Source organism: Streptomyces laurentii (assembly GCF_040635425.1).
GTDB classification, from domain to species: Bacteria; Actinomycetota; Actinomycetes; order Streptomycetales; family Streptomycetaceae; genus Streptomyces; species Streptomyces laurentii.
The window spans coordinates 44910-70156 of the sequence record NZ_JBEYHT010000003.1; the positions used below are offsets into that span (position 1 = coordinate 44910).

Annotated in this window: 28 protein-coding genes; 6 read left to right on the plus strand and 22 right to left on the minus strand. The window is 71.2% G+C overall.

Annotated elements, in window-relative coordinates; all coding sequences use genetic code 11:
• The first annotated feature begins 4 nt into the window (after positions 1 to 4).
• The gene (locus ABZ693_RS02765) at positions 5 to 3904 is read left to right on the plus strand and encodes a DNA-directed RNA polymerase subunit beta' (protein ID WP_359872602.1); all 3900 of its coding nucleotides are present in this window, start codon (positions 5 to 7) and stop codon (positions 3902 to 3904) included.
• Positions 3905 to 4283: 379 nt separating this feature from the next.
• Here the strand turns inward: ABZ693_RS02765 and ABZ693_RS02770 are convergent, their stop codons facing one another.
• From ABZ693_RS02770 to ABZ693_RS02840, 15 genes are all read right to left on the minus strand, one after another.
• Complete coding sequence (locus ABZ693_RS02770) at positions 4284 to 4547, minus strand: hypothetical protein (RefSeq protein ID WP_359872604.1); 264 nt, start codon at positions 4545 to 4547, stop codon at positions 4284 to 4286.
• The gene (locus tag ABZ693_RS02775; protein WP_359872606.1) at positions 4534 to 4767 is read right to left on the minus strand and encodes a hypothetical protein; all 234 of its coding nucleotides are present in this window, start codon (positions 4765 to 4767) and stop codon (positions 4534 to 4536) included. Before ABZ693_RS02775 ends, ABZ693_RS02770 begins: the two co-directional genes overlap by 14 nt.
• A gap of 19 nt (positions 4768 to 4786) precedes the next feature.
• A complete protein-coding gene (locus ABZ693_RS02780; protein ID WP_359872608.1) occupies positions 4787 to 5698 on the minus strand; it encodes a peptidoglycan-binding protein in 912 nt (303 codons plus the stop codon).
• Between the two features lie 103 nt (positions 5699 to 5801).
• Positions 5802 to 6221 carry an ATP-binding protein gene (locus ABZ693_RS02785; RefSeq protein WP_359872610.1) on the minus strand — a complete coding sequence of 140 codons (420 nt, stop codon included), beginning with the start codon at positions 6219 to 6221 and terminating at the stop codon, positions 5802 to 5804.
• A gap of 37 nt (positions 6222 to 6258) precedes the next feature.
• A complete protein-coding gene (locus tag ABZ693_RS02790; RefSeq protein ID WP_359872613.1) occupies positions 6259 to 6888 on the minus strand; it encodes a hypothetical protein in 630 nt (209 codons plus the stop codon).
• On the minus strand, positions 6885 to 8015 hold the full coding sequence (locus tag ABZ693_RS02795; protein ID WP_359872615.1) for a hypothetical protein: 1131 nt from the start codon (positions 8013 to 8015) through the stop codon (positions 6885 to 6887). The genes ABZ693_RS02790 and ABZ693_RS02795 overlap by 4 nt, the downstream gene beginning before the upstream one ends.
• Positions 8016 to 8026: 11 nt before the next feature.
• Entirely contained in the window at positions 8027 to 9172 is a 1146-nt protein-coding gene (locus ABZ693_RS02800) for a hypothetical protein (RefSeq protein WP_359872617.1), read from the minus strand.
• Between the two features lie 199 nt (positions 9173 to 9371).
• Positions 9372 to 10553: a hypothetical protein gene (locus ABZ693_RS02805; protein WP_359872619.1), complete on the minus strand. Its 1182-nt coding sequence runs from the start codon at positions 10551 to 10553 to the stop codon at positions 9372 to 9374.
• Between the two features lie 85 nt (positions 10554 to 10638).
• Positions 10639 to 11826, minus strand: coding sequence for a hypothetical protein (locus ABZ693_RS02810; protein WP_359872621.1), 1188 nt, complete (start codon positions 11824 to 11826; stop codon positions 10639 to 10641).
• Between the two features lie 56 nt (positions 11827 to 11882).
• Positions 11883 to 12806, minus strand: a complete 924-nt coding sequence (locus ABZ693_RS02815) for a phage distal tail protein (RefSeq protein ID WP_359872623.1) — start codon at positions 12804 to 12806, stop codon at positions 11883 to 11885.
• A gap of 173 nt (positions 12807 to 12979) precedes the next feature.
• Positions 12980 to 14230: a tape-measure protein gene (locus ABZ693_RS02820; RefSeq protein WP_359872625.1), complete on the minus strand. Its 1251-nt coding sequence runs from the start codon at positions 14228 to 14230 to the stop codon at positions 12980 to 12982.
• On the minus strand, positions 14227 to 15429 hold the full coding sequence (locus ABZ693_RS02825; RefSeq protein WP_359872627.1) for a phage tail protein: 1203 nt from the start codon (positions 15427 to 15429) through the stop codon (positions 14227 to 14229). The genes ABZ693_RS02820 and ABZ693_RS02825 overlap by 4 nt, the downstream gene beginning before the upstream one ends.
• A gap of 29 nt (positions 15430 to 15458) precedes the next feature.
• Positions 15459 to 16445: a hypothetical protein gene (locus ABZ693_RS02830; RefSeq protein ID WP_359872629.1), complete on the minus strand. Its 987-nt coding sequence runs from the start codon at positions 16443 to 16445 to the stop codon at positions 15459 to 15461.
• A 134-nt stretch (positions 16446 to 16579) separates the two neighbouring features.
• The gene (locus ABZ693_RS02835) at positions 16580 to 16978 is read right to left on the minus strand and encodes a DUF3592 domain-containing protein (RefSeq protein WP_359872630.1); all 399 of its coding nucleotides are present in this window, start codon (positions 16976 to 16978) and stop codon (positions 16580 to 16582) included.
• Positions 16979 to 17050: 72 nt separating this feature from the next.
• Positions 17051 to 17248, minus strand: a complete 198-nt coding sequence (locus ABZ693_RS02840) for a hypothetical protein (protein ID WP_359872632.1) — start codon at positions 17246 to 17248, stop codon at positions 17051 to 17053.
• A gap of 249 nt (positions 17249 to 17497) precedes the next feature.
• Here ABZ693_RS02840 and ABZ693_RS02845 point away from each other — a divergent pair, with 249 nt between their 5' ends.
• The gene (locus tag ABZ693_RS02845) at positions 17498 to 18274 is read left to right on the plus strand and encodes a hypothetical protein (RefSeq protein ID WP_359872634.1); all 777 of its coding nucleotides are present in this window, start codon (positions 17498 to 17500) and stop codon (positions 18272 to 18274) included.
• A 25-nt stretch (positions 18275 to 18299) separates the two neighbouring features.
• Here ABZ693_RS02845 and ABZ693_RS02850 read toward each other — a convergent pair whose 3' ends face one another.
• The 4 genes from ABZ693_RS02850 to ABZ693_RS02865 form a co-directional block, all read right to left on the minus strand.
• Positions 18300 to 18641 (minus strand): hypothetical protein, encoded by a 342-nt coding sequence (locus ABZ693_RS02850; protein ID WP_435842327.1) that lies wholly within the window; start codon positions 18639 to 18641, stop codon positions 18300 to 18302.
• Positions 18642 to 18757: 116 nt separating this feature from the next.
• Positions 18758 to 19048: a hypothetical protein gene (locus ABZ693_RS02855; protein ID WP_359872636.1), complete on the minus strand. Its 291-nt coding sequence runs from the start codon at positions 19046 to 19048 to the stop codon at positions 18758 to 18760.
• A gap of 154 nt (positions 19049 to 19202) precedes the next feature.
• Positions 19203 to 19805, minus strand: coding sequence for a phage tail tube protein (locus ABZ693_RS02860; RefSeq protein ID WP_359872638.1), 603 nt, complete (start codon positions 19803 to 19805; stop codon positions 19203 to 19205).
• A 229-nt stretch (positions 19806 to 20034) separates the two neighbouring features.
• Positions 20035 to 20445: a phage tail termination protein gene (locus ABZ693_RS02865; protein WP_359872640.1), complete on the minus strand. Its 411-nt coding sequence runs from the start codon at positions 20443 to 20445 to the stop codon at positions 20035 to 20037.
• Positions 20446 to 20854: 409 nt separating this feature from the next.
• On the opposite strand from ABZ693_RS02865, the gene ABZ693_RS02870 reads away from it, so the two are divergent.
• Positions 20855 to 21703, plus strand: a complete 849-nt coding sequence (locus ABZ693_RS02870) for an ATP-grasp domain-containing protein (protein ID WP_359872905.1) — start codon at positions 20855 to 20857, stop codon at positions 21701 to 21703.
• A 70-nt stretch (positions 21704 to 21773) separates the two neighbouring features.
• On the opposite strand, the gene ABZ693_RS02875 is transcribed toward ABZ693_RS02870, so the two are convergent.
• The 3 genes from ABZ693_RS02875 to ABZ693_RS02885 form a co-directional block, all read right to left on the minus strand.
• Positions 21774 to 22007 carry a MerR family transcriptional regulator gene (locus tag ABZ693_RS02875; RefSeq protein WP_359872642.1) on the minus strand — a complete coding sequence of 78 codons (234 nt, stop codon included), beginning with the start codon at positions 22005 to 22007 and terminating at the stop codon, positions 21774 to 21776.
• On the minus strand, positions 22001 to 22702 hold the full coding sequence (locus tag ABZ693_RS02880; protein ID WP_359872907.1) for a hypothetical protein: 702 nt from the start codon (positions 22700 to 22702) through the stop codon (positions 22001 to 22003). The genes ABZ693_RS02875 and ABZ693_RS02880 overlap by 7 nt, the downstream gene beginning before the upstream one ends.
• A gap of 130 nt (positions 22703 to 22832) precedes the next feature.
• Positions 22833 to 23141, minus strand: a complete 309-nt coding sequence (locus tag ABZ693_RS02885; RefSeq protein ID WP_359872644.1) for a WhiB family transcriptional regulator — start codon at positions 23139 to 23141, stop codon at positions 22833 to 22835.
• 275 nt (positions 23142 to 23416) lie between these two features.
• Between ABZ693_RS02885 and ABZ693_RS02890 the strand changes: the two genes are divergently transcribed.
• From ABZ693_RS02890 to rpsG, 3 genes are all read left to right on the plus strand, one after another.
• Positions 23417 to 23848: a helix-turn-helix domain-containing protein gene (locus ABZ693_RS02890; RefSeq protein ID WP_359872647.1), complete on the plus strand. Its 432-nt coding sequence runs from the start codon at positions 23417 to 23419 to the stop codon at positions 23846 to 23848.
• 515 nt (positions 23849 to 24363) lie between these two features.
• Positions 24364 to 24735 carry a 30S ribosomal protein S12 gene (rpsL, locus tag ABZ693_RS02895; protein ID WP_003948652.1) on the plus strand — a complete coding sequence of 124 codons (372 nt, stop codon included), beginning with the start codon at positions 24364 to 24366 and terminating at the stop codon, positions 24733 to 24735.
• 2 nt (positions 24736 to 24737) lie between these two features.
• Positions 24738 to 25208: a 30S ribosomal protein S7 gene (gene rpsG, locus ABZ693_RS02900; RefSeq protein ID WP_359872649.1), complete on the plus strand. Its 471-nt coding sequence runs from the start codon at positions 24738 to 24740 to the stop codon at positions 25206 to 25208.
• Positions 25209 to 25247 lie beyond the last annotated feature (39 nt).

The following is a 25247-nucleotide window of genomic DNA, read 5'->3' on the forward strand; positions in this document are numbered from 1 at the left end:
CATAGTGCTCGACGTCAACTTCTTCGACGAGCTCCGGATCGGTCTGGCCACCGCTGACGACATCCGTCAGTGGAGCCACGGCGAGGTCAAGAAGCCGGAGACCATCAACTACCGCACCCTGAAGCCCGAAAAGGACGGACTCTTCTGCGAGAAGATCTTCGGTCCGACCCGGGACTGGGAGTGCTACTGCGGCAAGTACAAGCGTGTCCGCTTCAAGGGCATCATCTGTGAGCGGTGTGGCGTCGAGGTCACCCGCGCCAAGGTGCGCCGTGAGCGGATGGGCCACATCGAGCTCGCCGCTCCCGTCACCCACATCTGGTACTTCAAGGGCGTCCCGTCGCGCCTTGGCTACCTGCTCGACCTCGCCCCGAAGGACCTCGAGAAGGTCATCTACTTCGCGGCGTACATGATCACGTTCGTCGACGAGGAGCGCCGCACCCGCGACCTGCCCTCGCTGGAGGCGCACGTCTCCGTCGAGCGTCAGCAGATCGAGAACCGTCGCGACTCCGACCTGGAGGCCCGCGCCAAGAAGCTCGAGGGCGACCTGGCCGAGCTCGAGGCCGAGGGTGCCAAGGCCGACGTGCGCCGCAAGGTGCGCGAGGGCGCCGAGCGTGAGATGAAGCAGCTGCGCGACCGCGCGCAGCGCGAGATCGACCGCCTCGACGAGGTCTGGGCCCGCTTCAAGAACCTCAAGGTCCAGGACCTCGAGGGCGACGAGCTGCTCTACCGCGAGCTGCGTGACCGCTTCGGCACGTACTTCGACGGTTCGATGGGCGCCGCGGCGCTGCAGAAGCGCCTCGAGTCCTTCGACCTGGAGGAAGAGGCGGAGAAGCTCCGCGAGATCATCCGTACCGGCAAGGGCCAGAAGAAGACCCGTGCGCTCAAGCGCCTCAAGGTCGTCTCCGCGTTCCTGCAGACCGCGAACAGCCCCAAGGGCATGGTTCTCGACTGCGTGCCGGTCATCCCGCCGGACCTGCGTCCGATGGTGCAGCTCGACGGTGGCCGCTTCGCGACCTCCGACCTCAACGACCTGTACCGCCGTGTCATCAACCGCAACAACCGTCTGAAGCGTCTGCTCGACCTCGGTGCCCCCGAGATCATCGTGAACAACGAGAAGCGGATGCTCCAGGAGGCGGTCGACGCCCTCTTCGACAACGGCCGTCGCGGTCGCCCGGTCACGGGCCCCGGCAACCGTCCGCTGAAGTCCCTCAGCGACATGCTGAAGGGCAAGCAGGGTCGATTCCGTCAGAACCTGCTCGGCAAGCGTGTGGACTACTCCGCGCGTTCCGTCATCGTCGTCGGCCCGCAGCTCAAGCTGCACCAGTGCGGTCTGCCGAAGGCCATGGCGCTCGAGCTCTTCAAGCCGTTCGTGATGAAGCGCCTGGTCGACCTGAACCACGCGCAGAACATCAAGTCGGCGAAGCGGATGGTCGAGCGCGGCCGCACGGTCGTGTACGACGTCCTCGAAGAGGTCATCGCCGAGCACCCGGTTCTGCTGAACCGTGCGCCCACGCTGCACCGCCTCGGCATCCAGGCCTTCGAGCCCCAGCTGGTCGAGGGCAAGGCCATCCAGATCCACCCGCTCGTCTGCACCGCGTTCAACGCGGACTTCGACGGTGACCAGATGGCCGTCCACCTGCCGCTCTCCGCGGAGGCGCAGGCCGAGGCCCGCATCCTGATGCTGTCCTCGAACAACATCCTCAAGCCGGCCGACGGCCGCCCGGTGACGATGCCGACCCAGGACATGGTCCTCGGTCTGTTCTTCCTCACCACCGACGGCGAGCTGCGGGACACCAAGGGCGAGGGCCGCGCGTTCGGCTCCACGGCCGAGGCGACCATGGCCTTCGACGGCGGCGAGCTGGCGCTCCAGTCCGCGGTCGACATCCGCTTCCCGATCGGCACCGTTCCGCCGCGCGGCTGGGTTCCCCCGGTCGCCGAGGAGGGCGAGCCGCAGTGGCAGCAGGGTGACAGCTTCCGTCTGAAGACCACGCTCGGCCGTGCGCTCTTCAACGAGCTGCTGCCCGAGGACTACCCCTTCGTCGACTACTCGGTCGGCAAGAAGCAGCTCGGCGAGATCGTCAACGACCTCGCGGAGCGCTACCCCAAGGTCATCGTGGCGGCGACGCTCGACAACCTGAAGGCGGCCGGCTTCTACTGGGGTACCCGCTCCGGTGTCACCGTGGCCATCTCCGACGTCGTCGTCCCCGAGGCCAAGAAGGCCATCGTCGCGGGCTACGAGGCGCAGGACGAGAAGGTCCAGAAGCAGTACGAGCGCGGTCTGATCACCAAGGAAGAGCGCACGCAGGAGCTCATCGCGATCTGGACCAAGGCGACCAACGAGGTCGCCGAGGCGATGAACGCGAACTTCCCCAAGACCAACCCCATTTTCATGATGGTCGACTCGGGTGCCCGAGGAAACATGATGCAGATGCGGCAGATCGCGGGTATGCGTGGTCTGGTGTCGAACGCGAAGAACGAGACCATCCCGCGTCCGATCAAGGCGTCCTTCCGCGAGGGTCTGTCCGTCCTCGAGTACTTCATCTCGACGCACGGTGCCCGTAAGGGTCTCGCCGACACCGCCCTGCGTACCGCCGACTCGGGTTACCTGACCCGTCGTCTGGTGGACGTCTCGCAGGACGTGATCATCCGCGAGGAGGACTGCGGCACCGAGCGCGGCCTCAAGCTGAAGATCGCCGGCAAGGACGAGACCGGCGTGCTGCGCAAGACCGAGGACGTCGAGACCAGCGTGTACGCGCGCTGCCTCGCCGAGGACGTCGTCGTCGACGGCAAGGTGCTGGCCCCGGCCGGCGTCGACCTCGGTGACGTGCTCATCGACCAGCTCGTCAACGCGGGCGTCGAGGAGGTCAAGACCCGCTCGGTCCTGACCTGTGAGTCCGCCGTCGGCACCTGCGCCATGTGCTACGGCCGCTCGCTGGCCACCGGCAAGCTGGTCGACATCGGTGAGGCGGTCGGCATCATCGCCGCCCAGTCCATCGGTGAGCCCGGTACCCAGCTGACGATGCGTACCTTCCACACCGGTGGTGTGGCCGGTGACGACATCACCCAGGGTCTGCCCCGTGTCGTCGAGCTCTTCGAGGCGCGGCAGCCCAAGGGTGTCGCCCCGATCTCCGAGGCGGCCGGTCGCGTCCGCATCGAGGAGACCGAGAAGACCAAGAAGATCGTCGTCACCCCGGACGACGGCACCGACGAGACGGCGTTCCCGATCTCGAAGCGTGCCCGTCTGCTCGTGGGCGAGGGCGACCACGTCGAGGTGGGCCAGAAGCTCACCGTGGGTGCCACCAACCCGCACGACGTGCTGCGCATCCTCGGCCAGCGCGCGGTCCAGGTCCACCTGGTCGGCGAAGTCCAGAAGGTCTACAACTCGCAGGGCGTGTCGATCCACGACAAGCACATCGAGATCATCATCCGGCAGATGCTGCGCCGCGTGACGATCATCGAGTCCGGCGACGCGGAGCTCCTGCCGGGCGAGCTCGTCGAGCGCTCGAAGTTCGAGACCGAGAACCGTCGTGTGGTCCAGGAAGGCGGCCACCCGGCCTCCGGCCGTCCGCAGCTGATGGGTATCACCAAGGCGTCGCTGGCCACCGAGTCGTGGCTGTCGGCGGCCTCCTTCCAGGAGACGACCAGGGTCCTGACCGACGCGGCGATCAACGCCAAGTCGGACTCCCTGATCGGCCTCAAGGAGAACGTCATCATCGGTAAGCTCATCCCGGCCGGTACGGGTCTGTCCCGCTACCGCAACATCCGGGTCGAGCCGACCGAGGAAGCCAAGGCCGCGATGTACTCGGCCGTCGGCTACGACGACATCGACTACTCGCCGTTCGGCTCGGGCTCCGGCCAGGCCGTTCCGCTGGAGGACTACGACTACGGTCCGTACAACCAGTAAGTAGTGCGACACCGCGAGGCGGCGCCCCTTTGGGGGTGCCGCCTCGCGGCGTTTGGGGGGGGTGCGGGTTCAGGGGATGGGGGGTGCGGTCGTGGGGGCGGCGGGCTCGCTGAGGTGTGTGGGTGGGTACGCGGGGGCCGGGGAGGGGGTCGCGTTCTGCACTGCATGATTTACGGCGCGGTGCTGGTGCCGTGAGGGATGCGGGTTCTTGTCCCGCGCCACAAATCACGCTCTACGTTTCGAACGTCGACCCCCTCCCCGTCCCCCGCTCCCGTCCGTCGTCCGCCGTGCTTCCGCCCGCGGGGTGGGAGGAGGGAGGTGGGTGAGGGTCGGCGTTGTCGGCCCCTGACCGTCGGTGGGGCCTTCCGTTCGGACGTTTTCAGCGGGCGGTCATCTCCCAGAGCGCCAGGCCCAGGCCCGCCGTCGCCGTCAGGGCGGCGATCGAGGGGAGGGGCCAGCGGGTGCGTTCCAGGGCGTCGAGGCGGGACTCGTGGTCGGCCAGCTGTTTGTCGGTCTGGTCGCTGCGCTGGACGAGCAGGGCCAGGGAGCCGTCGACGCGGGCGAAGCCGGCTTCGAGGGTGCCGCGGAGGCGTTCCAGTTCCACGGCGACGGCGACCGGGTCGTTCGGGTCAGCCTCGGTCATCGGCGGCCCCCGGTGCGGTGCGCAGCCAGCCCGGCAGCAGACTCTGGACGGCGGGCAGCGCCATCACCCGGGTGAGGGCGCCGGCGGCGGCGAGCGCGCCGGCGACCCACGGCAGGGTCTCGGGCAGCCCGGCGGCGTCGACCGCGCCGGGCAGGACGACGGCGATGCCGACGGCGGTCTGCAGCACGGTGCGGGCCGTGCGCTTCGCGGCTTCGGACATGGGTGGTTCTCCTTTTGCGTTACGCGGAGTACGGGACCTTCAGCGCGTTCCAGGAGGCGCGGCCCGGCCAGCCGTCGGCGTCGGATCCGGTGAAGCCGAGCTTGCGCTGCCAGGCCGCGTACGACTGGCGGTCGGCCTCGGTCCAGCGCGGGCCCGGGCCGACCCGGTAGCGGCCGCAGCCCTCGGCCATCAGCCGGCGGCCCATCGCCGTGACGAGGGGGGACGACGGCTTCGCCGTGAAGAAGGCGGCGCCGGGAAACGGCTGGAGGCGCGGGGACGGGGGAGTGGCGGGGGCGGCCGGCTTGGGCGCCGGGGCCTTGCCGAGGCGTTTCTGGACGCGCTCGCGCAGGCCCGGCATGCCGAAGCCGCGCGGGTCGTTCTTCCAGTCCGACCACTCGGAGTGGCCGATCACGGACTTGGCCCCCCAGTCGTGCGCCCGGCACAGCGCCGCCGAGACGCGTTCGATGGCGTCGAGCTGGGCGGCCGGCCAGGGGTCGGTGCCGTCGCCGAGGTTGACGCACTCGAAGCCGTAGAAGTGGGCGTTGCCGTCGACGGCCCCCGGGCTGCCCTCGTGGGCGCGCGGGGCCGGGGGCCGGTCGCCGTACGTCTCGGTGATCACGGCCTGGAGGACGGACGGGTCGCCGCCGCCCGCGTGGTTGGCGCGGCCGTTGGCGATCAGGTGGACGGTGCCGTCCTTGGCGATGACGCCGTGGCACAGCGGGCCGGGCAGGCCGGCGTAGCCGTCGTGGCACATCCGGACCGTGCCATCGGTGCCGGTGGACACGGTGTGGTGGATCATCACACCGGCCACCGGGCCCCAGGCCCCGTGGCCGGAGCGGTTGTGGGTGCGCCAGCCGTCGTGTTCGACGACGGTGACGCCTTCGGCGCGGAGCGCGGCGGCGAACCGGTCCGCGGAGAGGGGGGATGCCATCTGGTCCTCCGGGCGGGATATGGGCATGGAAAAGCCCCGGCCGGGTGGAGGGCACGGGGCGGGTGACGCGGGCGGGTGACGGGGGTGGGTGACGGGGGTGGGGTTACGCGGCGGGGCCGGCCGGGTCGGCGGGCTCGGCCGGCTCGCTCGGCTCGGTCGGCGGGGTCGGGGTCCAGGTGGCGCAGAGCGCCTCGTACGCGGCGCGGCGGCTTTCGAAGTCCGCGAGAGCCGCCTCGACGGCCCGCGGCACGGCCGTCGGGTCGGGCACGACCGGCCGGCCGCCCTCGCCGTTCACCAGGCTCAGGCCGTCGCCGCGCAGCACGACGTCGCCCGGTCCGGACTCGGTGAGCTGCGCGGCCACGTACACCGTCGGGTACTCGCCGGTGATCGGGTCCGGGCCGGTCAGGCCGCCGATGCTGTTGTCGTAGAGGTGGATGCGCAGGACGTGGCCGCCCTCGGTGACGAGGCCGCGTCCCGCGTAGTCGATCGCCACGCCCCAGGGCTGGGTGGGGTCGGTGTTCATGGGAGGTCCCTCCGGATGGTCGGGTGGCGGGCGGCGGTCAGGTCTGCATGCCGTGCATCATCACGGGCTGGGCGTAGACCGTGCCGCCGGTCGCCATGGCGTGGATCTCGACCGTGACGGTCTTGGAGAAGTTGGTCTGGATGGCGCCGGGCAGCGCGCCCGTGAAGTCGTACGTGGAGCCGGCGGTGACCGTCGGGCCGAACTGCGTACCGTTGACGAGGACCTTCACCTGGCCCGTCGCGCCGCTGGACGCCCGGGTGTACATCGTCAGCCGCATCCGCGGCTGCCACATCGGGTTGAACGACTGGGCGATCATCGTGAACGTGCCGCTCGTCGTCTGCGGCCAGCGGACCTGGTTCTGGTCCATCGGCGGCAGCATCTGCAGCCAGGGCCGGGCGAGGCCGCCGGTCAGGATGTCGTCCGCGAAGATCTCGTGGCTGTAGCCGTCGAAGATGCGGATGACCGGCCGGGTGACCTTCGGGTCGCTGCCGCCCATGAGCAGGACGGGCGAGGTGCTCTGGTCGGTGTTGGTGCGCAGGACCGTGAACTGGCCGCTCGCCACCTGGTTGAGCGCCGGGCGGGTGTTGACGGCCGTGGACAGGGCCTTGAGCCGGCTCTCCATCTGGTTGAGCCGGTCGATGATGTCCTCGGGCAGCTGGGGCATCATGCCTCCTCGAGGTAGAGGTCGGCGGTGTCGGGCCGGCCGCGCTCCGGCGGGGTGACCTTGACGCCGACGATCCGGTAGCGGGCGTCCAGGCCCTGCGCGTACCACTCGTCGGTGATGCGGATGCGCGCGACGCGGCCCAGGAGCTGCGGCGGGACGATCCCGCCGAGGTGGATGCTGATCTCCGGGATCACGACGGCGCCGCGCGCCTGGTTCAGCTCCGCGCCCGCCAGCGCGTCGAGCGTGAGCTGGTCGGTGATCTCGTTGTGGTCCGAGGACAGGTCGAGCAGCGGCCAGCCGTCCACCAGCAGGTCCGTGGCGGTCTGCTGGCTGGAGAACAGCGGCCGGGACTCGGCCGCCGCGTTGGAGTTCACGGACGCGCCGCGGGCCACGGCGGTGGTGCCGCCGCGGGTCGCGTCGTACGGGAAGGAGTACGACAGGATGACGCCCGGCCGGTCGAAGAGCAGGTCGGTGGCGCCGGTGATGATCCGGGGCCAGCCGAGCCGCAGCTGTTTGACGCGGGCGCCGCTGACCGGGTCGCGGTAGACCAGGATCTGGTGCTCGAACCCGTTCTCCAGGCCCGCGAGCTGGTTCAGTGCCTCCAGGTAGACGGTCTCGTCGCCGGGCCGCCAGCTCGCCGTGCGCAGCACGCCGGAGGTCTCGTCGCCGAAGGCGATGCCGAGCCGGCGCGGTTCCTCGCCGGCGGGGGCGCCCGGGTGGTTCTGGGAGTCGAGCTCGCGCCACAGCCGGCGAGCGATCTCCAGCTGGTCGGTCGGGGTGGTGTACGTGATGTCCGTACGGATCCGGCGGCGGCTCGCGTACGAGTCGAAGGTCGCCGCCTGGATGCCGAGGGTCAGCACGCCCCGGCCGCTGGACTGCAGGGTGGTGGTCCAGACGATGCCGCCCCACCACAGGTCGCCGCCGCGCTCCAGATAGACGGCGGTGCGGCCCTCGCGGACCTTCTTGACCCGCTCGGCGATGGCCTTGTCGGGGATGGGGACGGTACCGGACAGCGAGCCGGACTTGCCGATGAAGTCGTCGAACTGGACGTCGCGCAGCGGCAGGATGTCCAGCGTCTGGTCGGTGAGCAGATCGCAGAAGATGGCCCGGTAGGGCGTGTCGAGTGCCATGGCGGGCCTCCTTACAGGACGTAGGTGGCGGAGACGCGGATGTTGCGGTTGGCTTCCAAGGAGCCGCCCGTGCTCCATGTGCGCAGTTCGATCTGGCCGTTGGTGTGGACGAGCGCCGCGCCCGATCCGTAGCCGTCGGAGGCGACGGCCTCCATGTCGATCGCCGGGCGCCAGCCCGCGGGCAGCGTGAGCAGCGACTCGTCGGGGAGGTGGCCGGTGGTGTCGATGGGGATCTTGGCGCCGTTGCGGGTGACGCTGACGCTCATGCTGCACAGACCGCTCTTGGTGCGCCGGGCGGTGAAGTAGTTCAGCGTCCAGCCGGTGAGGGCGGTCGCGCCGCTGGTGGTGGTCTCGTTCTCCACCGGCGGCTGGTAGGCCGCCCAGGCGGTGCCGTTCCAGCGCTGGAGCTGCCCGCCGTTGTAGTCCCGGTACTGGCCCGGGTAGCTGCCGGCGGTGACCGTGCCGCTGGGCGCGATGCCGCCGATCTCCTTCGGGTACGGGATCCAGGCGGCGCCGTCCCAGCGCTGGAGGGAGTGGGCGTTGTCGTTGTCCTGGTACTGGCCCGGGTAGGCGCCCGGCACGCCGCCGTTGTTGTAGACGGGGAGGATGCCGCCGGACGCGACGGTCGTCGCACGGAGGTCGGTGAGGGTGCCCGTGGCGGTCCAGTCGATGCCGCCGGTGCCGGCCGACGCTCCCGCCTTCACCTTCACCGCCACCAGGGCCAGCGAGCGGGCCGGGGCGGCAGGGGCGACCGGCGCGGCCGCCGGGGCGCCCTTGACGATCTCGATGCCGGCCTCGTACCTGCCGGGCGTGTCGGTGTCGTTGTCGTAGACGCGGAGCACGACGAGGTCGACGCGCGCGTTGAGCGCGTCGCCGTCGGCGAAGGTGAGCGTGAGGTCCTCGTCGAGGGCGACCGGGTAGGCGCCTTCGGTGGTGGTGCCCTGGATGACGGCCCTGCCGTGGGAGACGATGGCCGTCATCGGGCCGGCGGCGGCCACCGACAGGCCGCTGACCCGGTACTTCCCGTCGTACGAGCCGGGCAGGATGCCGGACCGGACGCCCAGCGGGTTGACGGGGGTGGTGGCGCCGATGTCGGTGATACGGGTGTGCTGTCGGGTCTGACCGGTGGGCAGCAGCCAGCCGGAGCGTACGGGCATGGGGATCTCCTGGAGTCTCCTGGGAAGGGCGGTCGGCCGGGGGAGAGGACGAGGGCCGGGCACTGGCGGGGAGCGGCGGGGACCGGACGGTCGGGACCCGGGGCGTGAGGCCGGGGGTCGGGACCGTCCGGTCGGGCCGGGGCCGGGACCTGCTCTCGGTGCGGACCGGTGGCGGGTGGCCGGTGGCCTTGAGGCCGGGTCAGTACTGGGCGTCGACGCGGATGAAGACGTTGTCGAACTCGGCGCTGACGGTGGCGGTGTAGACCCGGAAGCAGGCGGTCAGCGTGTAGGTGGCGCCCGGCGTCAGCCCCGACAGGCGACGGTGGGTCGCCACCGAGACGAAGTTGTCGGCGGCGGCGACCGCCGCGTAGTCGTCGTTCGGGTCCTGGACGACCGTCGCGCCCTGGGTGAGCTGGAGCGCCATGTACGCGTACGTGTCCTTGTTCGAACGCATCCGGGTACCGAAGTTCACGACCACGGCCTTCGACGCCGGGGCGGTGAAGGTCACCGTGAACGGGGTCCTGGTCGTGCCGAGCAGCGTCGGGGTGTACGCGGTCGACTTGGTGTTGCCCGCGTCGCTGAAGTCGTTGTAGTACGGCCCGCGGAACGCCGCCGCCCACGCGCTGCCGTTCCAGCGCTGCAGCTCGCCGTTGGTGCCGTCCCGGTACTGGCCGACGTAACTGCCCTGCGCGGTCGAGGCCGAGCTCGGGACCACGCCGCCGACCGCCTCCGGGTACGCGACCCACTTGCCGCCGTCCCAGCGCTGGAACTGGTTGTTCGCCGTGTCCTGGTACTGGCCCGGGTGGGCGCCCGGCAGCACCGCGTTCTCGACCGGCAGGATGCCGCCGACCGCGACGACCGGCGTGCGCAGGTCCTTCAGGGACGTGTTCCAGGGGATGCCGCCGTTGCCCGCGCTCGCGGCGGCCGGGACCAGCACCTCGTAAAGCGGCAGGCAGCGCGGCGGGACGGCCGCGGCCTTCGGGGTCGGGGCCGGCAGGCCCTGGATGACCTCGATCCGCGCCTCGTTGAGGTTGCTGCCGTCGTAGAGGTGGTCGTAGATCCGCAGGGTGACCAGGTCGACGCGGCCGTACTGGGCGTCGCCGGTGGAGAAGGTGACCTGCTCGGAGGCGGGCAGGGTGACCGGGTAGACGCCCTGGGAGATGTCGCCCTGGATGACGGCGCGGCCCTCGGAGACGGTCGCCGTCATGGCGGAGGCGCCGGTCATCCAGAAGCCGGCCAGCCGGTACTGGCCGTCGTACGAGCCGGGGATGATCCCGGAGCGGACCTGGACCGGGTTGATCATGGTCGTCGGCGTCTGGGTGAGCCGGGTGTCCTCGCGGGTCTGGCCTTTCTCGGCGACCCAACTGCTGCGCAGATTCATGGAGTTCTCCAGGTGAGGAGGGAGGGGAGGGGGTGGCTGCGGGGCGAGGCGGGGTGAGGGGCGTGAGGCGGGGCGAGGGGGCGGCTCAGGACCTGATCCACTGCGCGGACAGGTTGCTGTAGTAGCCGGAGCCGCCGAGCGTGCGGACCGCCGCGGTGTGGTTGTGGTAGCCGGAGAGCTGCACCACGTTGCCCGCGGTGAGCTTGAGCAGGCCCTCGCCGCCCACGGTGACGGCGCCGGTCGACGCCGGACCGATCCAGGTCAGCCGGGGCACGCCGACACCGCCGACGACGATCCGGGCGCCGCGTACGCCGGTCGTCGCGTCGCCGTTCCAGGTGACCCGGCCGGTCACCCGCCACCAGCCGGTGCGCGGGACGACGAAGCTGTCGGTGCCGTTCCAGCCGGTGAAGTCGTCGATGTCGACGTAGTTGAGGGTGATCGGCGTCCAGGTGCTCGCCGGCACGCTCTGCATCGTGGTCTGCGAGGCGCTGAACAGGATCGTGGCCTTGCCCTCGGCGTACTGCCAGGCCGCGCCGTCCCAGCGCTGGAGGATGCCGGCGTTGTCGCGGTACTGGCCGGTGTACGAGCCGGTCGTCGCGGCCCCGTGCGGGGCGATGCCGCCGATCGGCTTCGGGTACGAGATCCAGGTCGAGCCGTCCCAGCGCTGCAGCAGACCGGAGACGTCGCGGTACTGGCCGACGTACGCGCCCTTGAAACCGCTGGTCGGCATGATCCCGCCGAGCGCCGTCATCGGGTAGTGCATCGTCGTGACGGCGGTCTGCCAGGCGATGCCCCCGGTACCGGCCGAGGTGCCCGCGGGCACCGCGATCGTGTACAGCGGGAAGGCGCTGCCGGGGCCGGACACCGGCGCCGCCGGGGTGGCCGAGGGCAGGCCCTTGACCAGCCGGATCACCGCCTCGGTCCGGCCGCTCTTGTCGTACGTGTCGTCGAGGACGGCCAGCTCGACCAGGTCGATCCGGCCGTACTGCGGGTCGCCGTCCGCGAGCGTGAGCGTCTCGGGGGCGGTCACCGCGAGCATGTACGCGCCCTGGGCGGTGTCGTTGCCCTGGACGACGGCCCGGCCGGTGCCGATCACACAGCTCATCGCGCCGGAGCCGGTCAGCGCGAGCCCGCCCGGCACGATGCCGGGGCGGGACCGCAGCGGGGTCTCGGAGGCGCTCTGCCCGTTGGGCGTGAGCAGCGCGGACAGCGCGATCCGGGTGTCCTCGCGGGTCTGGCCGGAGGACTGGAGCCAGGCGGCCCGTACGGTCATGTGGTCACCTCAACGGTCGGATGGGGAAGGGGACTTCGGCGCACCGGGTGCCCCGGTCACCACTCGGCGCTGCGCCAGCGCACCGTCATCAGCGCGTCGGGGGTGGCACCGTCGGGCCGGAACGCCAGCTCCGTACGGCCCGGTTCGAGCAGGAACAGCTCCTCCGGGCTGGAGTCCGCCATCGCGGTGTGGCGGCGGGACGCGGTGTTGTTGAGGGTGACCGTGCCCGCGGCGGTGTCGACGACCAGCTCGTCGCCGGCGGCCAGGTCGATCGCGTACCGCAGCCGGCGCTTGCTGACCCGCTCGGTGACCGTCGGCATGGAGCACGGGCCGCGGAAGACGATCACCGGGTGGGTGGCCGCGGAACCGGTGTTCTCGGCGACGGCGTCGCCGGTGGACTGGGCCCGGCCCCAGTCCAGCGGCCAGGCCAGCGGCCAGTTCAGGCCGGTCTCCGGCTGCGGGGCGGTGGTGGACGCGGACTGCTCGTAGACGACGTAGCGGCGCGGGTCGGAGGCCAGCCACTGGATCGACATGCGCGAGCTGCCCTGGGTGGCGAAGCCCTGGTCGGCCGGCACCACGCGCTGGGCGATCCGGGCGCGTACGGCGAGCAGCTCGCCGTGCAGCCGTACGGTCAGCCAGCGCTCCTCGTCCAGGAGGGCGAGCGACTGGCGCAGCGCGCGCAGGGCCTCGGGGACGCCGTCGAACTCGGGCATCAGGACGATCGTGCCGCCGACCTTGCGCGGCTTGGCGTAGCGCGAGCCCGGCCAGGCGCCGTGCGAGGTGGGCCGGTCGGCGTCGGAGGAGTCGTACTCGGGCAGGTCCTCCCAGCCGGACAGACCCGAGCGGTCCACGGCGAAGGGGGTGCCGGGGCCGATGAGCAGGCCGGCCCACTGCATCTGCCCGTCCTGGGTGATGAGCGAGCCAGGGGCGAGGTCGGCGGTGTAACTGTTTCCGGCGTAGCCGGGGGTGTTCTCGGCCATGGGGCCGTCACCTCACTTCTGAGGGCGGGTGGGTGGTGGTCGGCGCGGCGCGGGGCGGGGCGGGGCGGGGCGGGACGCGGGGGCGCGGGGGTGCCGGGCGAGACGCAGAGGTGCCGGGTGGGCGTCGGCGGTGGGTGCCGGCGGTGCCGGGCGGCCGGGCGGCCAGGTGGGTGTCAGCAGCGGGCGCCGGCGAGGAACAGCAGGTCCTCGGCGGTCGACCGGGGGCCGGCCCCCGGGTCCTCGTGGAAGTCCCGGATCCGGTGCGGCGGCCGGGGCGCCTCGGTGATCGCCGGGACGCGCCGGCTCTCCAGGACGGCCAGCGGATCGATGCGCGGGGCGTCGGCGGCGCCGGGGAAGACGACACCGCCGTCGGCGAGCATCGGCAGCTTGGGGATGTCGACGCCGAAGTGCTTGCCGAGAAGGTTGAAGCTGAGCTTGTTGAGCCCGTCGATGATCCAGTTGGCGAACGCGACCAGCCCGCTGATCGGCCCCTTCACCACCCCGAGCACCGCGTTCAGCCCGCCCTTGACCAGCTCGCCCATGCCGTTCAGGGCCTTGCCCGCGGCGTCCTTGGCGTGCCGGAAGAAGCCGGGGATCTTGTCCGTGAAGAGGGAGAGGAGGGGATGGATCACGCTCTTGATGCCGCCGATGGTGCGCGACGCGATGCCGCGCAGGGCGTTGACGGCGGAGGTGACGGTGGAGCGGGCGTGGGTGAGGCCGTCGATCGCGGTGACGAGGACCTTCAGGACGGTCGTGACCACGGTGAGGTAGCCCTTGAAGTACGTCCCGATGACGGTGCCGAGCAGCTTGATCACCGGCTGGAGGAACTTCCAGACGGACTGGAAGCCCTTGAGGGCCTGCTGGAAGACCTGCCTGATGACGCGCTGACCGGTCTCGGTGTTCACGGCGTACTCGATGAGCCAGGCGGCGACCGGGACCAGGATGCCGGCGAGGAAGCCGAGCGGGCTGCTCTTCATCGCCAGGTTGACGCCGGTCATGGCGACCGACGCGACCTCCATCACCGTGCCGTACGTGCTCATGAGCTTGGTGATGGTGTCCGCGAAAGGCAGCAGCGGGAGCAGCAGGTCCAGCAGCATGCCGAGGGCCGGCCCGGCGAGCAGCCCGGCCACGACGCCCGCCTTGCCCGCCACGGTCCCGAGCTTCCGGAACCCGTTCGCCGCCTTGGACCGCTGAATCCGGCGGACGGGGCCGGCGGCGCCGGACGCGTCACGGCCGACGGCCCGTACGGACGAGGCGGCCGTACGCAGTCCGTCGACGAGCTTGTCCATACCGCCGGAAGCCCGCCGTGCGTCGTCCTTGATCCGCGTCAGCGCGCCGCTCGCGTCCCCGAGACCGCGCCGCAGCGTCGACAGGACCGGTTCGACACCCTGGAACGGGTTGCGGAAAGCGGCGGCGGCACTCATCCGCGTGCCTTCGCCAGGTACATCAGCGCGTCGGCGGTGGACTGCGGGTCGCTGCCCTTGGACGCGTGGTAGTGCTCGATGTGCAGCCCGGCGCCCATGCCCTGGCCCGCCTGCATCTGCGCCTGCATCCGGGCGCGGCGGGCGGTGACGGCGAGCAGCCGGTCCAGCTTGGAGAGCGGGAGCACGGCCTCGGCCTCGCCGGCCTCGGCGAGGATCGCCGGGACACCGCCGTTGCGGGGCATGACGACACCACCGGTGGCGAGCATCGGGATGGTCGGGATGCTGACGCCGAAGGTCTTGCCGCCGACGAGCGGCACCCAGCCGGGGACGCTGACCTTGACCCGGTTCAGGGCGCCGATCATCCGGTTGATCAGGCCGATGACGGCGTTGATCGGGCCGGAGACGCCGCTCTTGATGCCGTTGAACGCCCGGGACGCGATGTCCTTCAGGCCGTTCCAGATGGAGGACATCTTGTCCTTGACGGCCTGGAAGGCGCTCGGGATGGCGCTCTTGACCCAGTTGATCACCGGGGTGATCACGGACTTGATGCCGTTCCAGACGGTGCTGATGACCGTCTTGATCGCCTTCATGACCGTGGTGATGACGGTCTTCCAGATGTTCACGTAGGTCTTGATGACGGTCGCGACCGCCTTGACCACGGTGGAGACGGCCGACTTGATGCCGTTCCAGACGGTCTTGATCAGGTCGCCGGCCTTCTTCATGATCGGCCCGATGGCCTTCATGACGGCGCTGATCACGACCTTGATCGCGTCGAACGCCTTCTTGATGACGTTCTGCATCGTCTTCGACCGGGTCGCCATCTCGACGACCTTCTCGATGAGCGGCATGAACAGTTCGAGCAGCCGGGCGAGCAGATTGCCCTTCATCGACTTGTTGAGCTTGTCCTGGCCCTTGGACGCCTTGCCCGCGCCCGTCTCGTACTTCCCGAGCTTGGTGCCGGCCGACTCGCCGGTCCTGCCGGCCTTGGTCATCGCCTTCTCGGCGTTGTCCGAGGCGGTCTTCAGGCTCTTGAGCTGGGTGCTGGAGGTCTGCGCGTTGCTCTTGAGGTTCTTCAGCTGACCGGACGCCGAGTTCCCGGCGTCCCCGACCTTCCTGACGTCGGCGGCGGCGCCGGACGCCTGGGTCTTGAGATTGCGCAGGGTGTCGGACGCCTTCTTCACGGAACTGGTGAGAGACATGGGTTACCTCCTTCCGGGGGTGGGATGGGTCAGATCGCGGCGGCGGCGTCGCGGGCCGCGTTCTTGAGGCTGTTGAACGCCTGGGCGACCTGACCGCCCGCCTTGGCCAGCCGCTCGGCGGATTTGGCGGCGGAGGAGAGGGTGGCGGCCTTGGGGAGTTGCCGCCAGCGCTCGGGGTCGAGGTGCCGCTGAGCGCCGACGAGCTTGCCTCCGGCCTTCGCCACCTGCTGCATCTTGTTGGGGTCGGCCTGGTTCATGGCCTTGTTGACCTTGTCGAGCTTGCGAGGGTCCGGGATCTTGCCCGGATCGAACTGATTCAGCGCACTCGCGGTCTGGGTGATCTTGGAGGCGTCGACGCCGGTGACGGCGGCCTTGATCCTCTCGATGCTGTCTGCCGTCTTGGCGAGGCTTCGCGCGTTCGGCAGTTCCCGGACCTCGCGGTTGAACTCCCCGATCTTCGGGTTGAGGTCGGCGAGGGCGTCGCGCAGCGGCTGGAGCGTCGACGCGGCCGGCGGGTTGGCCAGGGAGCCCAGGCCGCCGGCGGATTCCTCGCGGGTTCGGACCTGGTCACGGTCCTGGAGGCGGGGGAAGGTCCCGTTGTCGTTCATCGCCAGGATCTGGTTACGGGCGAAACGGCCGCCGGTGATCCTGGAGACGCCGTTCAGGATCCCGCCCTGGAGCAACCGCTGGAAGTTCCTGAAGTTGGCCAGCATCAGGAGGCCGATGGCGGGGATCAGAAGGCCCGAGAGGGCCGAGGCGAAGTACGGGGCGAAGACCTTGAAGCCCTCGCCCTCCTTGATCTTCTCGACGCCGGCCGCGACGCCGCCCAGTCCGGCGGCCTCCAGCCACTCCGTGACGGGGGCCTTGGTGGCCTCCTTGTGGATGTCGGCGATCTTCGAGGAGATGTCGCCTTCGAGCTTGCTCTTGATCTCGTTGACGGTGCTGTTGGTCTGGCTGACCTGAGCGGAGAGGGAGTTGAGTGTCGCCTCTCCTCCTGACGGCTCTGCTGGGTGCATGGGTTCGCTCCGCTTCTGGCCGAGTGCGGCCAAGCGCTGAAAGCCCCTGCCGGAAGAGCTTCGGCAGGGGCTCGTACTGAGGAAGAGCGGTTCGGCTGTCGGGGCCGGTCGCGTGGAGCCTGAAGCCGGTCGCCTCAGGCGGTGATTTCGAGCGCGAGTTCGGTGACGGCGCAGGCCGCCGCGATCGCACGGACGAGGATGGCGGCGATGGTGCCGAACGACGTGAACCCGGGATCGAGGGAGTCGATGACGACGACCTCCGGTTTCCGGCGGTCGTAGACGATGCCGATGCTTGTCCCCGGGCGAAGGCCCGCCGAGTCCGAGGTTCCCGTCCTGGCCTCGACCGTGATCGTGGTGCTGCCCGGGACGGTGAACTCGACCACGGGGAAATGGCGCGGTTCTGATGAACCGTGGATCTCCTGATCGCGCGCGAACGGACCGGAGTGGTGACGCCCGGCGTCGCCGGCGTCGGGGTCCGCGAGGCGTTCGGGCGGTGGGACGGCCAGGGTGTCCAGTCGCGGTCGTCCCACCATAGGGGCCGGTTCCGTGCGGAGGGGCGGCGGCAGGCGGAAGGAGGCGCTCAGGCTCGCCCGCGGAATTGTGGGTCAGGCCCGCTTGCGGCGGGCCTCGGCCAGGGCATCGTTCCAGCCGGCCGTGTACGCGTGGATCTCGCGAGCCTCGATCTCGGCGTCGAGGGTGGCGAGCAGCGCGCGCTTGTCGAGGGGGCCGGGACCGCGGAGCAACGCGTCGACGCGGTCGTGGAGCGTGTTCCCCGAGCGACTTCCCCCGGTCTGAGACGTCATGGTGCCCTGCCTTCCGAAAATCGAACGTGCGTGCGAAGCATTGTCGAGTAAGGGTTCGAGATTTGTCGAGCATGAAACGCCTGACAGGGCGTCTGACGAGGGCCGTTCCAGAGGGGTTGAACCTCGATCACGGCCTGTGTTCGACCCAGGTAGTCTGGAGGGCGCGTTCCCTGGACCTGACACAGTCGGGGGGCGAGGGGCGCGAGGGGCGCGTGGGGACCCCAGGGGGTTGGAAGGCAGTGCGGACGCATGGAATCGGAGCCGGGCGCCGGCCGGCGGGAACAGGTCATCGACTGGCTCGAAGCCCATCCGGACCTGCCTCATCTCTTCGCCCGTGTCGCCGAGCTCGTCCATGTCGCCGGGTACGCCCCTGAGGACCTCGTCGTCCTGCCGCGCGGCGAGATCGACCGGCGGGAGGCCGCCGCCTTCACCGCCGGCTGGGCCGAGGCCGTGTCGGACGAACTGCCCCGGATCCGCCGCGAGTACGAGAAGCGTGTCGCCGACGCGTACGCGCAGGGCCAGGCCGACGCGCGGGGCATCCGGCAGCCGCAGCGGCGTGCCGGCAACGCCGATAACGCCGACAACCCCGACGGCGCCCGGGTCATCACCCTGCCCTTCGCCCGGCTGCTCGAACCGCCCGCCGCCGTCCTGCGCGCCGAGGAGCGGGTCCGCCGGGAGCGCGAGATGTTCGAACGGCGCGCCGAGGGCGACTCCGTACCGGAGGCCGAGCCAGAAGCCAGTTCCGGCCCCGGCCCCGGGCCGGAGCCCGAGGCGCGGGTCACCGCCCAGGAGAGCCGGGCCCGCCGCTCCCCTCCCCAGCCGGTACGGAAAGTGATGCGCGGCAAGGGCGGGCGGCCGATCGTGCCGCCGCTCGACAGCGTGCCCGGGCAGGCCGGCGCCGACCGCCGCGAGGCCGAGGCCGGCGAACCGGACGGACGCGCGGGCGGCAGGGGGCGCCGGCTCTCCGACCGGGCCAGGGCCCTGGAGGAGCGAGCGCAGGAAGTGCCCCCGGAGCCCGCTCCCTGATGGGAACGGGCTCCGGGGGTGCGGTTCAGCCGAAGAAACGGGCGAGGGCGACGGGCGTGACCGCCCCGCCGGTGGTCGCCGACGAGGCGGTCGCGCCGGCTTCGGCCTCACCCTTGCCGCTCTCGGCTTCGTCGTCCGCGTCCGTGTCCCCGTCCGAGCCGGAGCCCGTCCCTGGACGCGGCACCGGCTGCGGCGGCTCCGGCGGGTCGTCGTCCTCGCCGGTGTTGACGCAGGCGAACATCCAGTTGGCGACGGCCAGATGGTCCACCGCCGCCGCCAGCAGATGGTCGCCGACCGACCAGTCTGCCGACTCGCCGTGCAGCTCCCGCAGCACGGCGCTGTCGTTCGGCAGGTTCTTGATCAGCACCGACAGGCGCCGGCTGGACAGCGTGCCGCGGTGCCAGTCGAGCAGGTCGGTGCCGTAGTGACGGAGCAGGTCCGCCTCGAGTGCCTCGGCGTGTTCGTCGACGAACTCGACGAGGCTCAGTCTTCCCCCAGGCCGAGCCCGGTCTCCTTGCCGTAGGCCTCCAGGATGGCGGCGACGTCCTGCATGGTGATGTCGTGCTGCTCGAAGCGGACGAACTGCGCCTCGCCCATCAGGAGTTCGAGCAGCCCGTCCACGTCGTTGTCGTCGAGCTTGCGCAGCGCCTTCGCGGTCGCGCGGGAGAGCTCGGTGGGGAGGGTGTAGGTCTCGCCGTCCAGTTCGAAGCTCCAGTTGCGGCCGGAGGCCTCCTGGCGCTGGGCGCGAGCGGCGTTGACGTCGAAACGGGCCATGGGTGCGTACTCCTGTGTCCGAGTGCGTGAGGTGCGTGCGTGAAGAGAGGAGAGGGTGGTGCCACTGGTGCGGGTGGTGCCGCTGGTACGGGTGGTGCGGGCCCCGGGCGGGGGCGGCACGACGGTCGCCGCCCCGCCCCCGCCCGGGAAGGGGTCAGCTCGCGGCGTACTGGCCGTCCTTCATGAGGAAGGTGGCCAGCGGCGCGCCGTCACCGTTCGACATGGCGCTGAAGGTGATGCCCAGGGTGGACGCCGCCTTGCGGGCCAGCTTGATGTCGTCGGAGGCGGTCACCTGGCCGCGCGGGATGATGAAGCGGTACGTGACCGGGGTGGAGCTGCCGGCCGGGAGGTCGGTGAACTCCAGGCCGAGGGCGCGGACGTCCACGTACGGACGCTCGGCGATCTCGTACTTGTACGTGCCGGTCGACCCGGTCGGCGACTGCTCGACCGCGCCGCCGCCCATGAAGAACGGCAGCGTCTCCTCGTTGAACTGGAGCATGCTGAACTTCAGCGAGAGGTCACGGGCGGAGTAGACGTAGTGCACCGGGGAGACCGACTGCCAGGAGTCGACGGCCTCCAGCTTGTCCTTCTTGGAGAAGGTGACGCCGTCGCCGGTGGTGAGGCCGAGGTCGGTCCAGTCCGTCCAGTCGGCGGAGGGGATGCCGGTGCCGAAGGCGGGGACCTTGGTGCCGACCTTGGCCACGTAGAGCTTGCCGGTTCCGGCGACGCGGATCTCGGCGGCGTTGTTTCCTGCCATGGTGGGGTTTCTCCTTGGGTGAGAGGGCGAGCCGCCCCGGATGCCAGGGCGGCTCCGGGTACGGCGAAGGCCCCGCCGGAGGGGCCGGCGAGGCCTGGTCTGTGGGGTGGTGCGCGCCGTACGGCCTGCCGCGGGCGGCGGCCGCGCCGGCGAGGCGGCTACGGAGCCACGAGCTACAAGCTGCGCGGCTCCGCGATCCACGGGGCTACGGGGCTCTGGGGCTACGGGGCTACGGGGCGACGGTCAGAGCGAGCTGGATGACGCACAGGTAGCGGTGGGCGCCCCGGTAGAGGTAGTCGGGCATCCAGCGCGGGCCGTCCATCTCCTCCGCGTCCTGGACGAGATTGGCGCCGATCCGCTGGCCCAGCTTGTCGAGCAGGGCCTTGCGGGCCGCGTTGGCGAGGACGTGGGCCGCGCTCTTCGTCGGGCCGTACACCTCGAACTCGATCAGCGGCTTGTCCAGGTGCAGGTCGCCGATCCAGGCGCCGCCGCGGCGGTTGACCAGGACGGCGTTCTGCGTGCCGTCGAAACCGGCGGGCGCCTGGACGGCGACCGTGGCGCCGGCCAGCGCCGGGTCGGCCTTGAGGACGTCGACGACCAGCTTCTCGACGTCCGGGAACGCACTCGGGGGAGTGGTCATGACTGCTCCTCGGAGAGGGGGAGGGAAGGGGCGGTACGGGGTGCCGCCCGGGGCGCTCGACGCGGGGGAGGGGCGAGGGCGCGGAGCGGCGCCCGGACGGCGAACGGCGAAGCCGCCGCCCGTCCTGCGGGCGCAGCTCCGCCGCTGCACCAACTGTGACAGGGAGCGTGCGCGCACGCAACTAATTGGGGAAAGTGGCCTCCCGAGTGATCGCCGCGATCCCCGCCCGGGCCTTGAAAGCCCAGCTCAGAGGCCGGATAGTGGGCCGCCCGCCCGGCGACCGTCATCCGTCGCGCCGACCCAGGAGCCGCCCGTGCCCGCCATATCGCCCGCCCCCGCCGCCTCCGCCCCCACCGCCCCCACCGCCCCCTCCGTCTCCGCCGCCCGTAGCGCCGGCCGCCCGCGCCTGCTGTTCGTCACCGACCTCGCCTACCCGGCCCGCGGCCGGCGCTACTGCGACGAGGACATCGGCCTCACCGCCCGCCTCCGCGCCGACTTCGACCTCGCCCTGTGCCACCCGCGCGACGCCGCCGCCCTCATGGACGGCTTCGACGCCGTGATCGTCCGCAACAGCGGCCCCGTCCTGCACTACCAGGACGCCCACGACGCCTTCCGCGCCGAGGCGGCCGCGCGCGGCGTCCGCGTCTACAACCCCGTGCACGGGCGCGGCGACATGGCCGGCAAGCAGTACCTGCTCGACCTCACCGCCGCCGGCTACCCGGTCATCCCCACCGTCGACCGCTCCGCGCACCTGGACCGGCTGCCCGCCGCCGAGACGTACGCGGTCAAGCCCAAGGCCGGCGCCGACTCCATCGGGCTGCGCTTCCTGCCGTACGGGGAACTGGCCGGACTCGACGAGCTCGACGTACCCGACCCGCGCGACGGCTCCGACCGCGGGGGCGGCGGCGCGCTCCTCGTCCAGCCCCGCGTCGACTTCGTCCACGAGGTGTCCTTCTACTTCGTGGACGACCGCTTCCAGTACGCGCTGTACGCCCCCGACCCCGGGCAGCGCTGGGTCCTGGAGCCGTACGAGGCCACCGAGGACGACGTGCGCTTCGCCCGCCGCTTCGTCGACTGGAACACCCTCGACCACGGCGTCCAGCGCGTCGACGCCTGCCGGACCCGGGACGGCGGGCTCCTCCTCGTCGAGCTGGAGGACCTCAACCCGTATCTCTCCCTGGACCGGGTGCCGGAGCCCGTGCGGGATCGTTTCGTCGCCGACCTCACGGAGTCGCTGCACGCGTTCCTCGCGGCATGACGACGAAGCGCCCCACGTCTCGTTCTCGTCCGAGACGTGGGGCGCTTCGTCGTGCGTGTGTTCGTCGAGCTCAGGCGGTACGGGTACGGGGACCGGGCCGACCGCGCACCGCGCGTTCCGCCGCGAAGACGTCCTCCAGGCGGAACAGCTGCGCCCGGCCGGCCTTCCCCGCCGCCCGCAGGTGGCCGAGCTGGACCCACTTCCGGATGGTCGCCGGGGCGACCCCCGCCTCCTCGGCGGCCAGCGGGCCCGGGATCAGGGCGGGCACGGCGGTCGGCCGGGAAAGCGCGGTCGGACTCAGCATGAGGTCTCCTTCGTGTCGTCCATCGCCGCCTCGATCTCGTCGGTACGGGCCCCCGACGCGTCCGCCAGCTCCGCCCACCGTTCCTCGGGCCACAGGTGCCGGTAGGCCGGGTCGTCCTGGCAGCCGCACGCCGCGTCCGTACACAGGCAGGCCGGGTTCACGCACAGCACCGCCCGCCGGTCCGGGAAGGCCCGCAGCGACACCGAGTCGCACCACGGGCAGCGCCCCGCCACCCGCACGATCGTCTCCGCGTCGCCCAGCGTCCGGGCGCACCGGCGGGCCATGCGGCGGATCTCGTCCCGTACGTGCCGGGCCAGTACGGGGTGCGCGGCCACCGCGTCCCGCAGACCGACGATCCGGCGCAGCCGTTCGACGACCGCCGCCCGGCGCGGCCTGGGCCGTCCGAGCCGCGCGCACACCGCCTCCTCCAGCTCCACCACGCCGTCGGTGATGTCGCGGATGGCGTCGGAGACGTGCAGCCGGATGGGCGCGGCGCCGTGTCCGGGGACGACCAGGCCGTGCCGCTGCTCCAGCAGCAGCGCCTCGCGCCGCTCGGCGCGGATCAGCTCGTCCTGTCCGGGGCGCGGGGCGGTGGACACGGCCGGGGCGGGGCCGCGGCGGCCGGGCGCGAGCTCCTCGGCGAGCTCGGGGAACTGGCGTACGAGGGAGGCGGCCCACAGTGCGAGGTCCCGCATCACCCGCTCGGAGGCCGGCGGTCCGCTCGGCGCCGCGTCGGTCTCGGGGCGTCGCTCAGCCACACCGCGTCCAGCAGTGATTTCGGGTCGCTCGGCCACGCCGTCTCCCGCAGTGGTCTCGGGTCGTCGCTCAGCCACGGCCGCCTCCCGCGGTGGCGAGCGGGCTCGGGGCGGGGCCGGCGGGCGTCTCGGCCGGCTCGCCGCGCCGGCGGCGGGGCCGCACCGGCCGCCCGTTGCGCCACAGGCGGCCCGCGCAGACGCCGTCGAACCAGCTCTCGGCGGGGGCGACGGTCGCCTCGCACTCCCGGCTCACGGGGCAGACGGCGCAGGCCCGCAGGGCCGGGGCCGCCTCGGTGCCGCGCCGGGAGAAGACGACGGTCGGGGAGAGGCCGGCGCACGCGGCGGTGGCCTGCCAGGGGGAGGTGTCGGGCTGCTGCAAGGAGGTTCTCCACGGTCCGGGGCCTCCGCCAGGGGCCGGGGGCCGGGAGGCGGGAGGCCGACGAGTGCGGCGCGGAGCACACTAGACACGTTGCGTGCGAGCGCGCAACCAACTTCGGGCGCACTCCGGCTCGCCCCGCTTGTGCCCTACCTGACGCTCTTCCGGATTTCTTCACTGGTTCGTCACGATTGCGTGCTCGAAAGCACGTAATTCTGTGCGCGCAAGCACGCTAAAGTAAGGGGCCCGAAGGGTGGGGGAGTGAGGGAGCAGGACACATGAGCACTCAAGGGCTCGACGAGTTCGCGGCCTGGGTCGAGGGTCTGATGCGAGCGCGCGGCTACGACATCGACAGCCCCCGGGGTGGCGGGAAGTCGCGCATCGCCGACGAGGCCGGCGTGCACCGCGCCGCCGTGACCCGGCTGCTGCAGCGGCAGAGCATGCCCGACCTGGAGACCATGCGCAGGATCGCCCCGCTTCTCGGGGTGTCGGTCCGCGACATGCTCATCCGGTCCGGGCGGGTGACCCCGGAGGAGCTGCCGCTCGCCGCGGATCTGCTGCCGCCGGGCGACTGGCAGCCGACCATGGAGGACTTCGCGCGCTGGCTCGGCGTTCCCGACGAGCGGATGGGCGTCTTCGTCAAGGTCGTCAACCAGTTCCTCGACCCGGAGGTGGACGGGGCCGACGCCCGCCGCGCCGCCCAGGACTGACCCGCACCGCCCAGGACCGATCCGCGAGGCGGCCCAGGACCGATCCGCGAGGCCGGGAGGTGCCCGGCGGCACCCGACGGGACCCGGCCGGGACCGCGCCGGACCCGGATCGCCGCCCCGGAGCCTCCCGCTCCGGTGGCGCCTCCCAGGGGATCCGCCGCCCTCGCCCCGCCCCGGGGCCCGTACGGACCCCTCCAGGCCCGTACGGGCCCTCTCGGGAAGGCTCTCCCCGGGCCTGTTCGGGGCCGTCGTTTCGGCCAGTGGCGCGGGGGGCCGCCCGCGTGGGCATTTGTTTTGACCGGAGTCCATGCGGTAGGTACGCTCATGCCTTGTGCCTGGGGTGTGCCCGGAGCCGTGTGCGTGTCCTCAACCGCACACAAGGTTCCGAGACCGGCCACCGTGATCCGCACCTTTCCGCCCTCGGCGGGGGTCCGCGTGATTCGACACACCCGACCGCGTGGGTCGGTGACGTTCCAGGTTAGTTTGACGAACGGCACACAGAAACCGGAGAAGTAGTGCCTACGATCCAGCAGCTGGTCCGGAAGGGCCGGCAGGACAAGGTCGAGAAGAACAAGACGCCCGCACTCGAGGGTTCCCCTCAGCGCCGCGGCGTCTGCACGCGTGTGTTCACGACCACCCCGAAGAAGCCGAACTCGGCCCTCCGTAAGGTCGCGCGTGTGCGTCTGACCTCCGGTATCGAGGTCACGGCCTACATCCCGGGTGAGGGACACAACCTGCAGGAGCACTCCATCGTGCTCGTGCGTGGTGGCCGTGTGAAGGACCTGCCGGGTGTTCGTTACAAGATCATCCGCGGTTCGCTTGACACCCAGGGTGTCAAGAACCGCAAGCAGGCTCGCAGCCGTTACGGCGCCAAGAAGGAGAAGTAAGAATGCCTCGTAAGGGCCCCGCCCCGAAGCGCCCGGTCATCATCGACCCGGTCTACAGCTCTCCTCTTGTCACCTCGCTGATCAACAAGATCCTGCTGGACGGCAAGCGTTCCACCGCCGAGCGCATCGTGTACGGCGCCATGGAGGGTCTTCGTGAGAAGACCGGCCAGGACCCGGTCATCACGCTGAAGCGCGCTCTCGAGAACGTCAAGCCGTCCCTCGAGGTCAAGTCCCGCCGTGTCGGTGGCGCCACCTACCAGGTGCCGATCGAGGTCAAGCCGGGTCGTGCCTCCACCCTCGCGCTGCGCTGGCTGGTCGGTTACTCCCGCGCCCGTCGCGAGAAGACCATGACCGAGCGCCTCATGAACGAGCTCCTCGACGCCTCGAACGGCCTCGGTGCTGCGGTCAAGAAGCGCGAGGACACGCACAAGATGGCCGAGTCCAACAAGGCCTTCGCGCACTACCGCTGGTAGTCGCAACCCACATCGAGACCGAGAGAAGACTGAAGCCTT

What these genes read in the sequence shown, in the direction of transcription:
- ABZ693_RS02770 (WP_359872604.1), bottom strand. Translation starts at nt 4,547, where the DNA reads ATGACCGAGGCTGACCCGAACGACCCGGTCGCCGTCGCCGTGGAACTG.
- ABZ693_RS02775 (WP_359872606.1), bottom strand. Translation starts at nt 4,767, where the DNA reads ATGTCCGAAGCCGCGAAGCGCACGGCCCGCACCGTGCTGCAGACCGCC.
- ABZ693_RS02780 (WP_359872608.1), bottom strand. Translation starts at nt 5,698, where the DNA reads ATGGCATCCCCCCTCTCCGCGGACCGGTTCGCCGCCGCGCTCCGCGCC.
- ABZ693_RS02785 (WP_359872610.1), bottom strand. Translation starts at nt 6,221, where the DNA reads ATGAACACCGACCCCACCCAGCCCTGGGGCGTGGCGATCGACTACGCG.
- ABZ693_RS02790 (WP_359872613.1), bottom strand. Translation starts at nt 6,888, where the DNA reads ATGATGCCCCAGCTGCCCGAGGACATCATCGACCGGCTCAACCAGATG.
- ABZ693_RS02795 (WP_359872615.1), bottom strand. Translation starts at nt 8,015, where the DNA reads ATGGCACTCGACACGCCCTACCGGGCCATCTTCTGCGATCTGCTCACC.
- ABZ693_RS02800 (WP_359872617.1), bottom strand. Translation starts at nt 9,172, where the DNA reads ATGCCCGTACGCTCCGGCTGGCTGCTGCCCACCGGTCAGACCCGACAG.
- ABZ693_RS02805 (WP_359872619.1), bottom strand. Translation starts at nt 10,553, where the DNA reads ATGAATCTGCGCAGCAGTTGGGTCGCCGAGAAAGGCCAGACCCGCGAG.
- ABZ693_RS02810 (WP_359872621.1), bottom strand. Translation starts at nt 11,826, where the DNA reads ATGACCGTACGGGCCGCCTGGCTCCAGTCCTCCGGCCAGACCCGCGAG.
- ABZ693_RS02815 (WP_359872623.1), bottom strand. Translation starts at nt 12,806, where the DNA reads ATGGCCGAGAACACCCCCGGCTACGCCGGAAACAGTTACACCGCCGAC.
- ABZ693_RS02820 (WP_359872625.1), bottom strand. Translation starts at nt 14,230, where the DNA reads ATGAGTGCCGCCGCCGCTTTCCGCAACCCGTTCCAGGGTGTCGAACCG.
- ABZ693_RS02825 (WP_359872627.1), bottom strand. Translation starts at nt 15,429, where the DNA reads ATGTCTCTCACCAGTTCCGTGAAGAAGGCGTCCGACACCCTGCGCAAT.
- ABZ693_RS02830 (WP_359872629.1), bottom strand. Translation starts at nt 16,445, where the DNA reads ATGCACCCAGCAGAGCCGTCAGGAGGAGAGGCGACACTCAACTCCCTC.
- ABZ693_RS02835 (WP_359872630.1), bottom strand. Translation starts at nt 16,978, where the DNA reads ATGGTGGGACGACCGCGACTGGACACCCTGGCCGTCCCACCGCCCGAA.
- ABZ693_RS02840 (WP_359872632.1), bottom strand. Translation starts at nt 17,248, where the DNA reads ATGACGTCTCAGACCGGGGGAAGTCGCTCGGGGAACACGCTCCACGAC.
- ABZ693_RS02845 (WP_359872634.1), top strand. Translation starts at nt 17,498, where the DNA reads ATGGAATCGGAGCCGGGCGCCGGCCGGCGGGAACAGGTCATCGACTGG.
- ABZ693_RS02855 (WP_359872636.1), bottom strand. Translation starts at nt 19,048, where the DNA reads ATGGCCCGTTTCGACGTCAACGCCGCTCGCGCCCAGCGCCAGGAGGCC.
- ABZ693_RS02860 (WP_359872638.1), bottom strand. Translation starts at nt 19,805, where the DNA reads ATGGCAGGAAACAACGCCGCCGAGATCCGCGTCGCCGGAACCGGCAAG.
- ABZ693_RS02865 (WP_359872640.1), bottom strand. Translation starts at nt 20,445, where the DNA reads ATGACCACTCCCCCGAGTGCGTTCCCGGACGTCGAGAAGCTGGTCGTC.
- ABZ693_RS02875 (WP_359872642.1), bottom strand. Translation starts at nt 22,007, where the DNA reads ATGCTGAGTCCGACCGCGCTTTCCCGGCCGACCGCCGTGCCCGCCCTG.
- ABZ693_RS02880 (WP_359872907.1), bottom strand. Translation starts at nt 22,702, where the DNA reads ATGCGGGACCTCGCACTGTGGGCCGCCTCCCTCGTACGCCAGTTCCCC.
- ABZ693_RS02890 (WP_359872647.1), top strand. Translation starts at nt 23,417, where the DNA reads ATGAGCACTCAAGGGCTCGACGAGTTCGCGGCCTGGGTCGAGGGTCTG.
- rpsG (WP_359872649.1), top strand. Translation starts at nt 24,738, where the DNA reads ATGCCTCGTAAGGGCCCCGCCCCGAAGCGCCCGGTCATCATCGACCCG.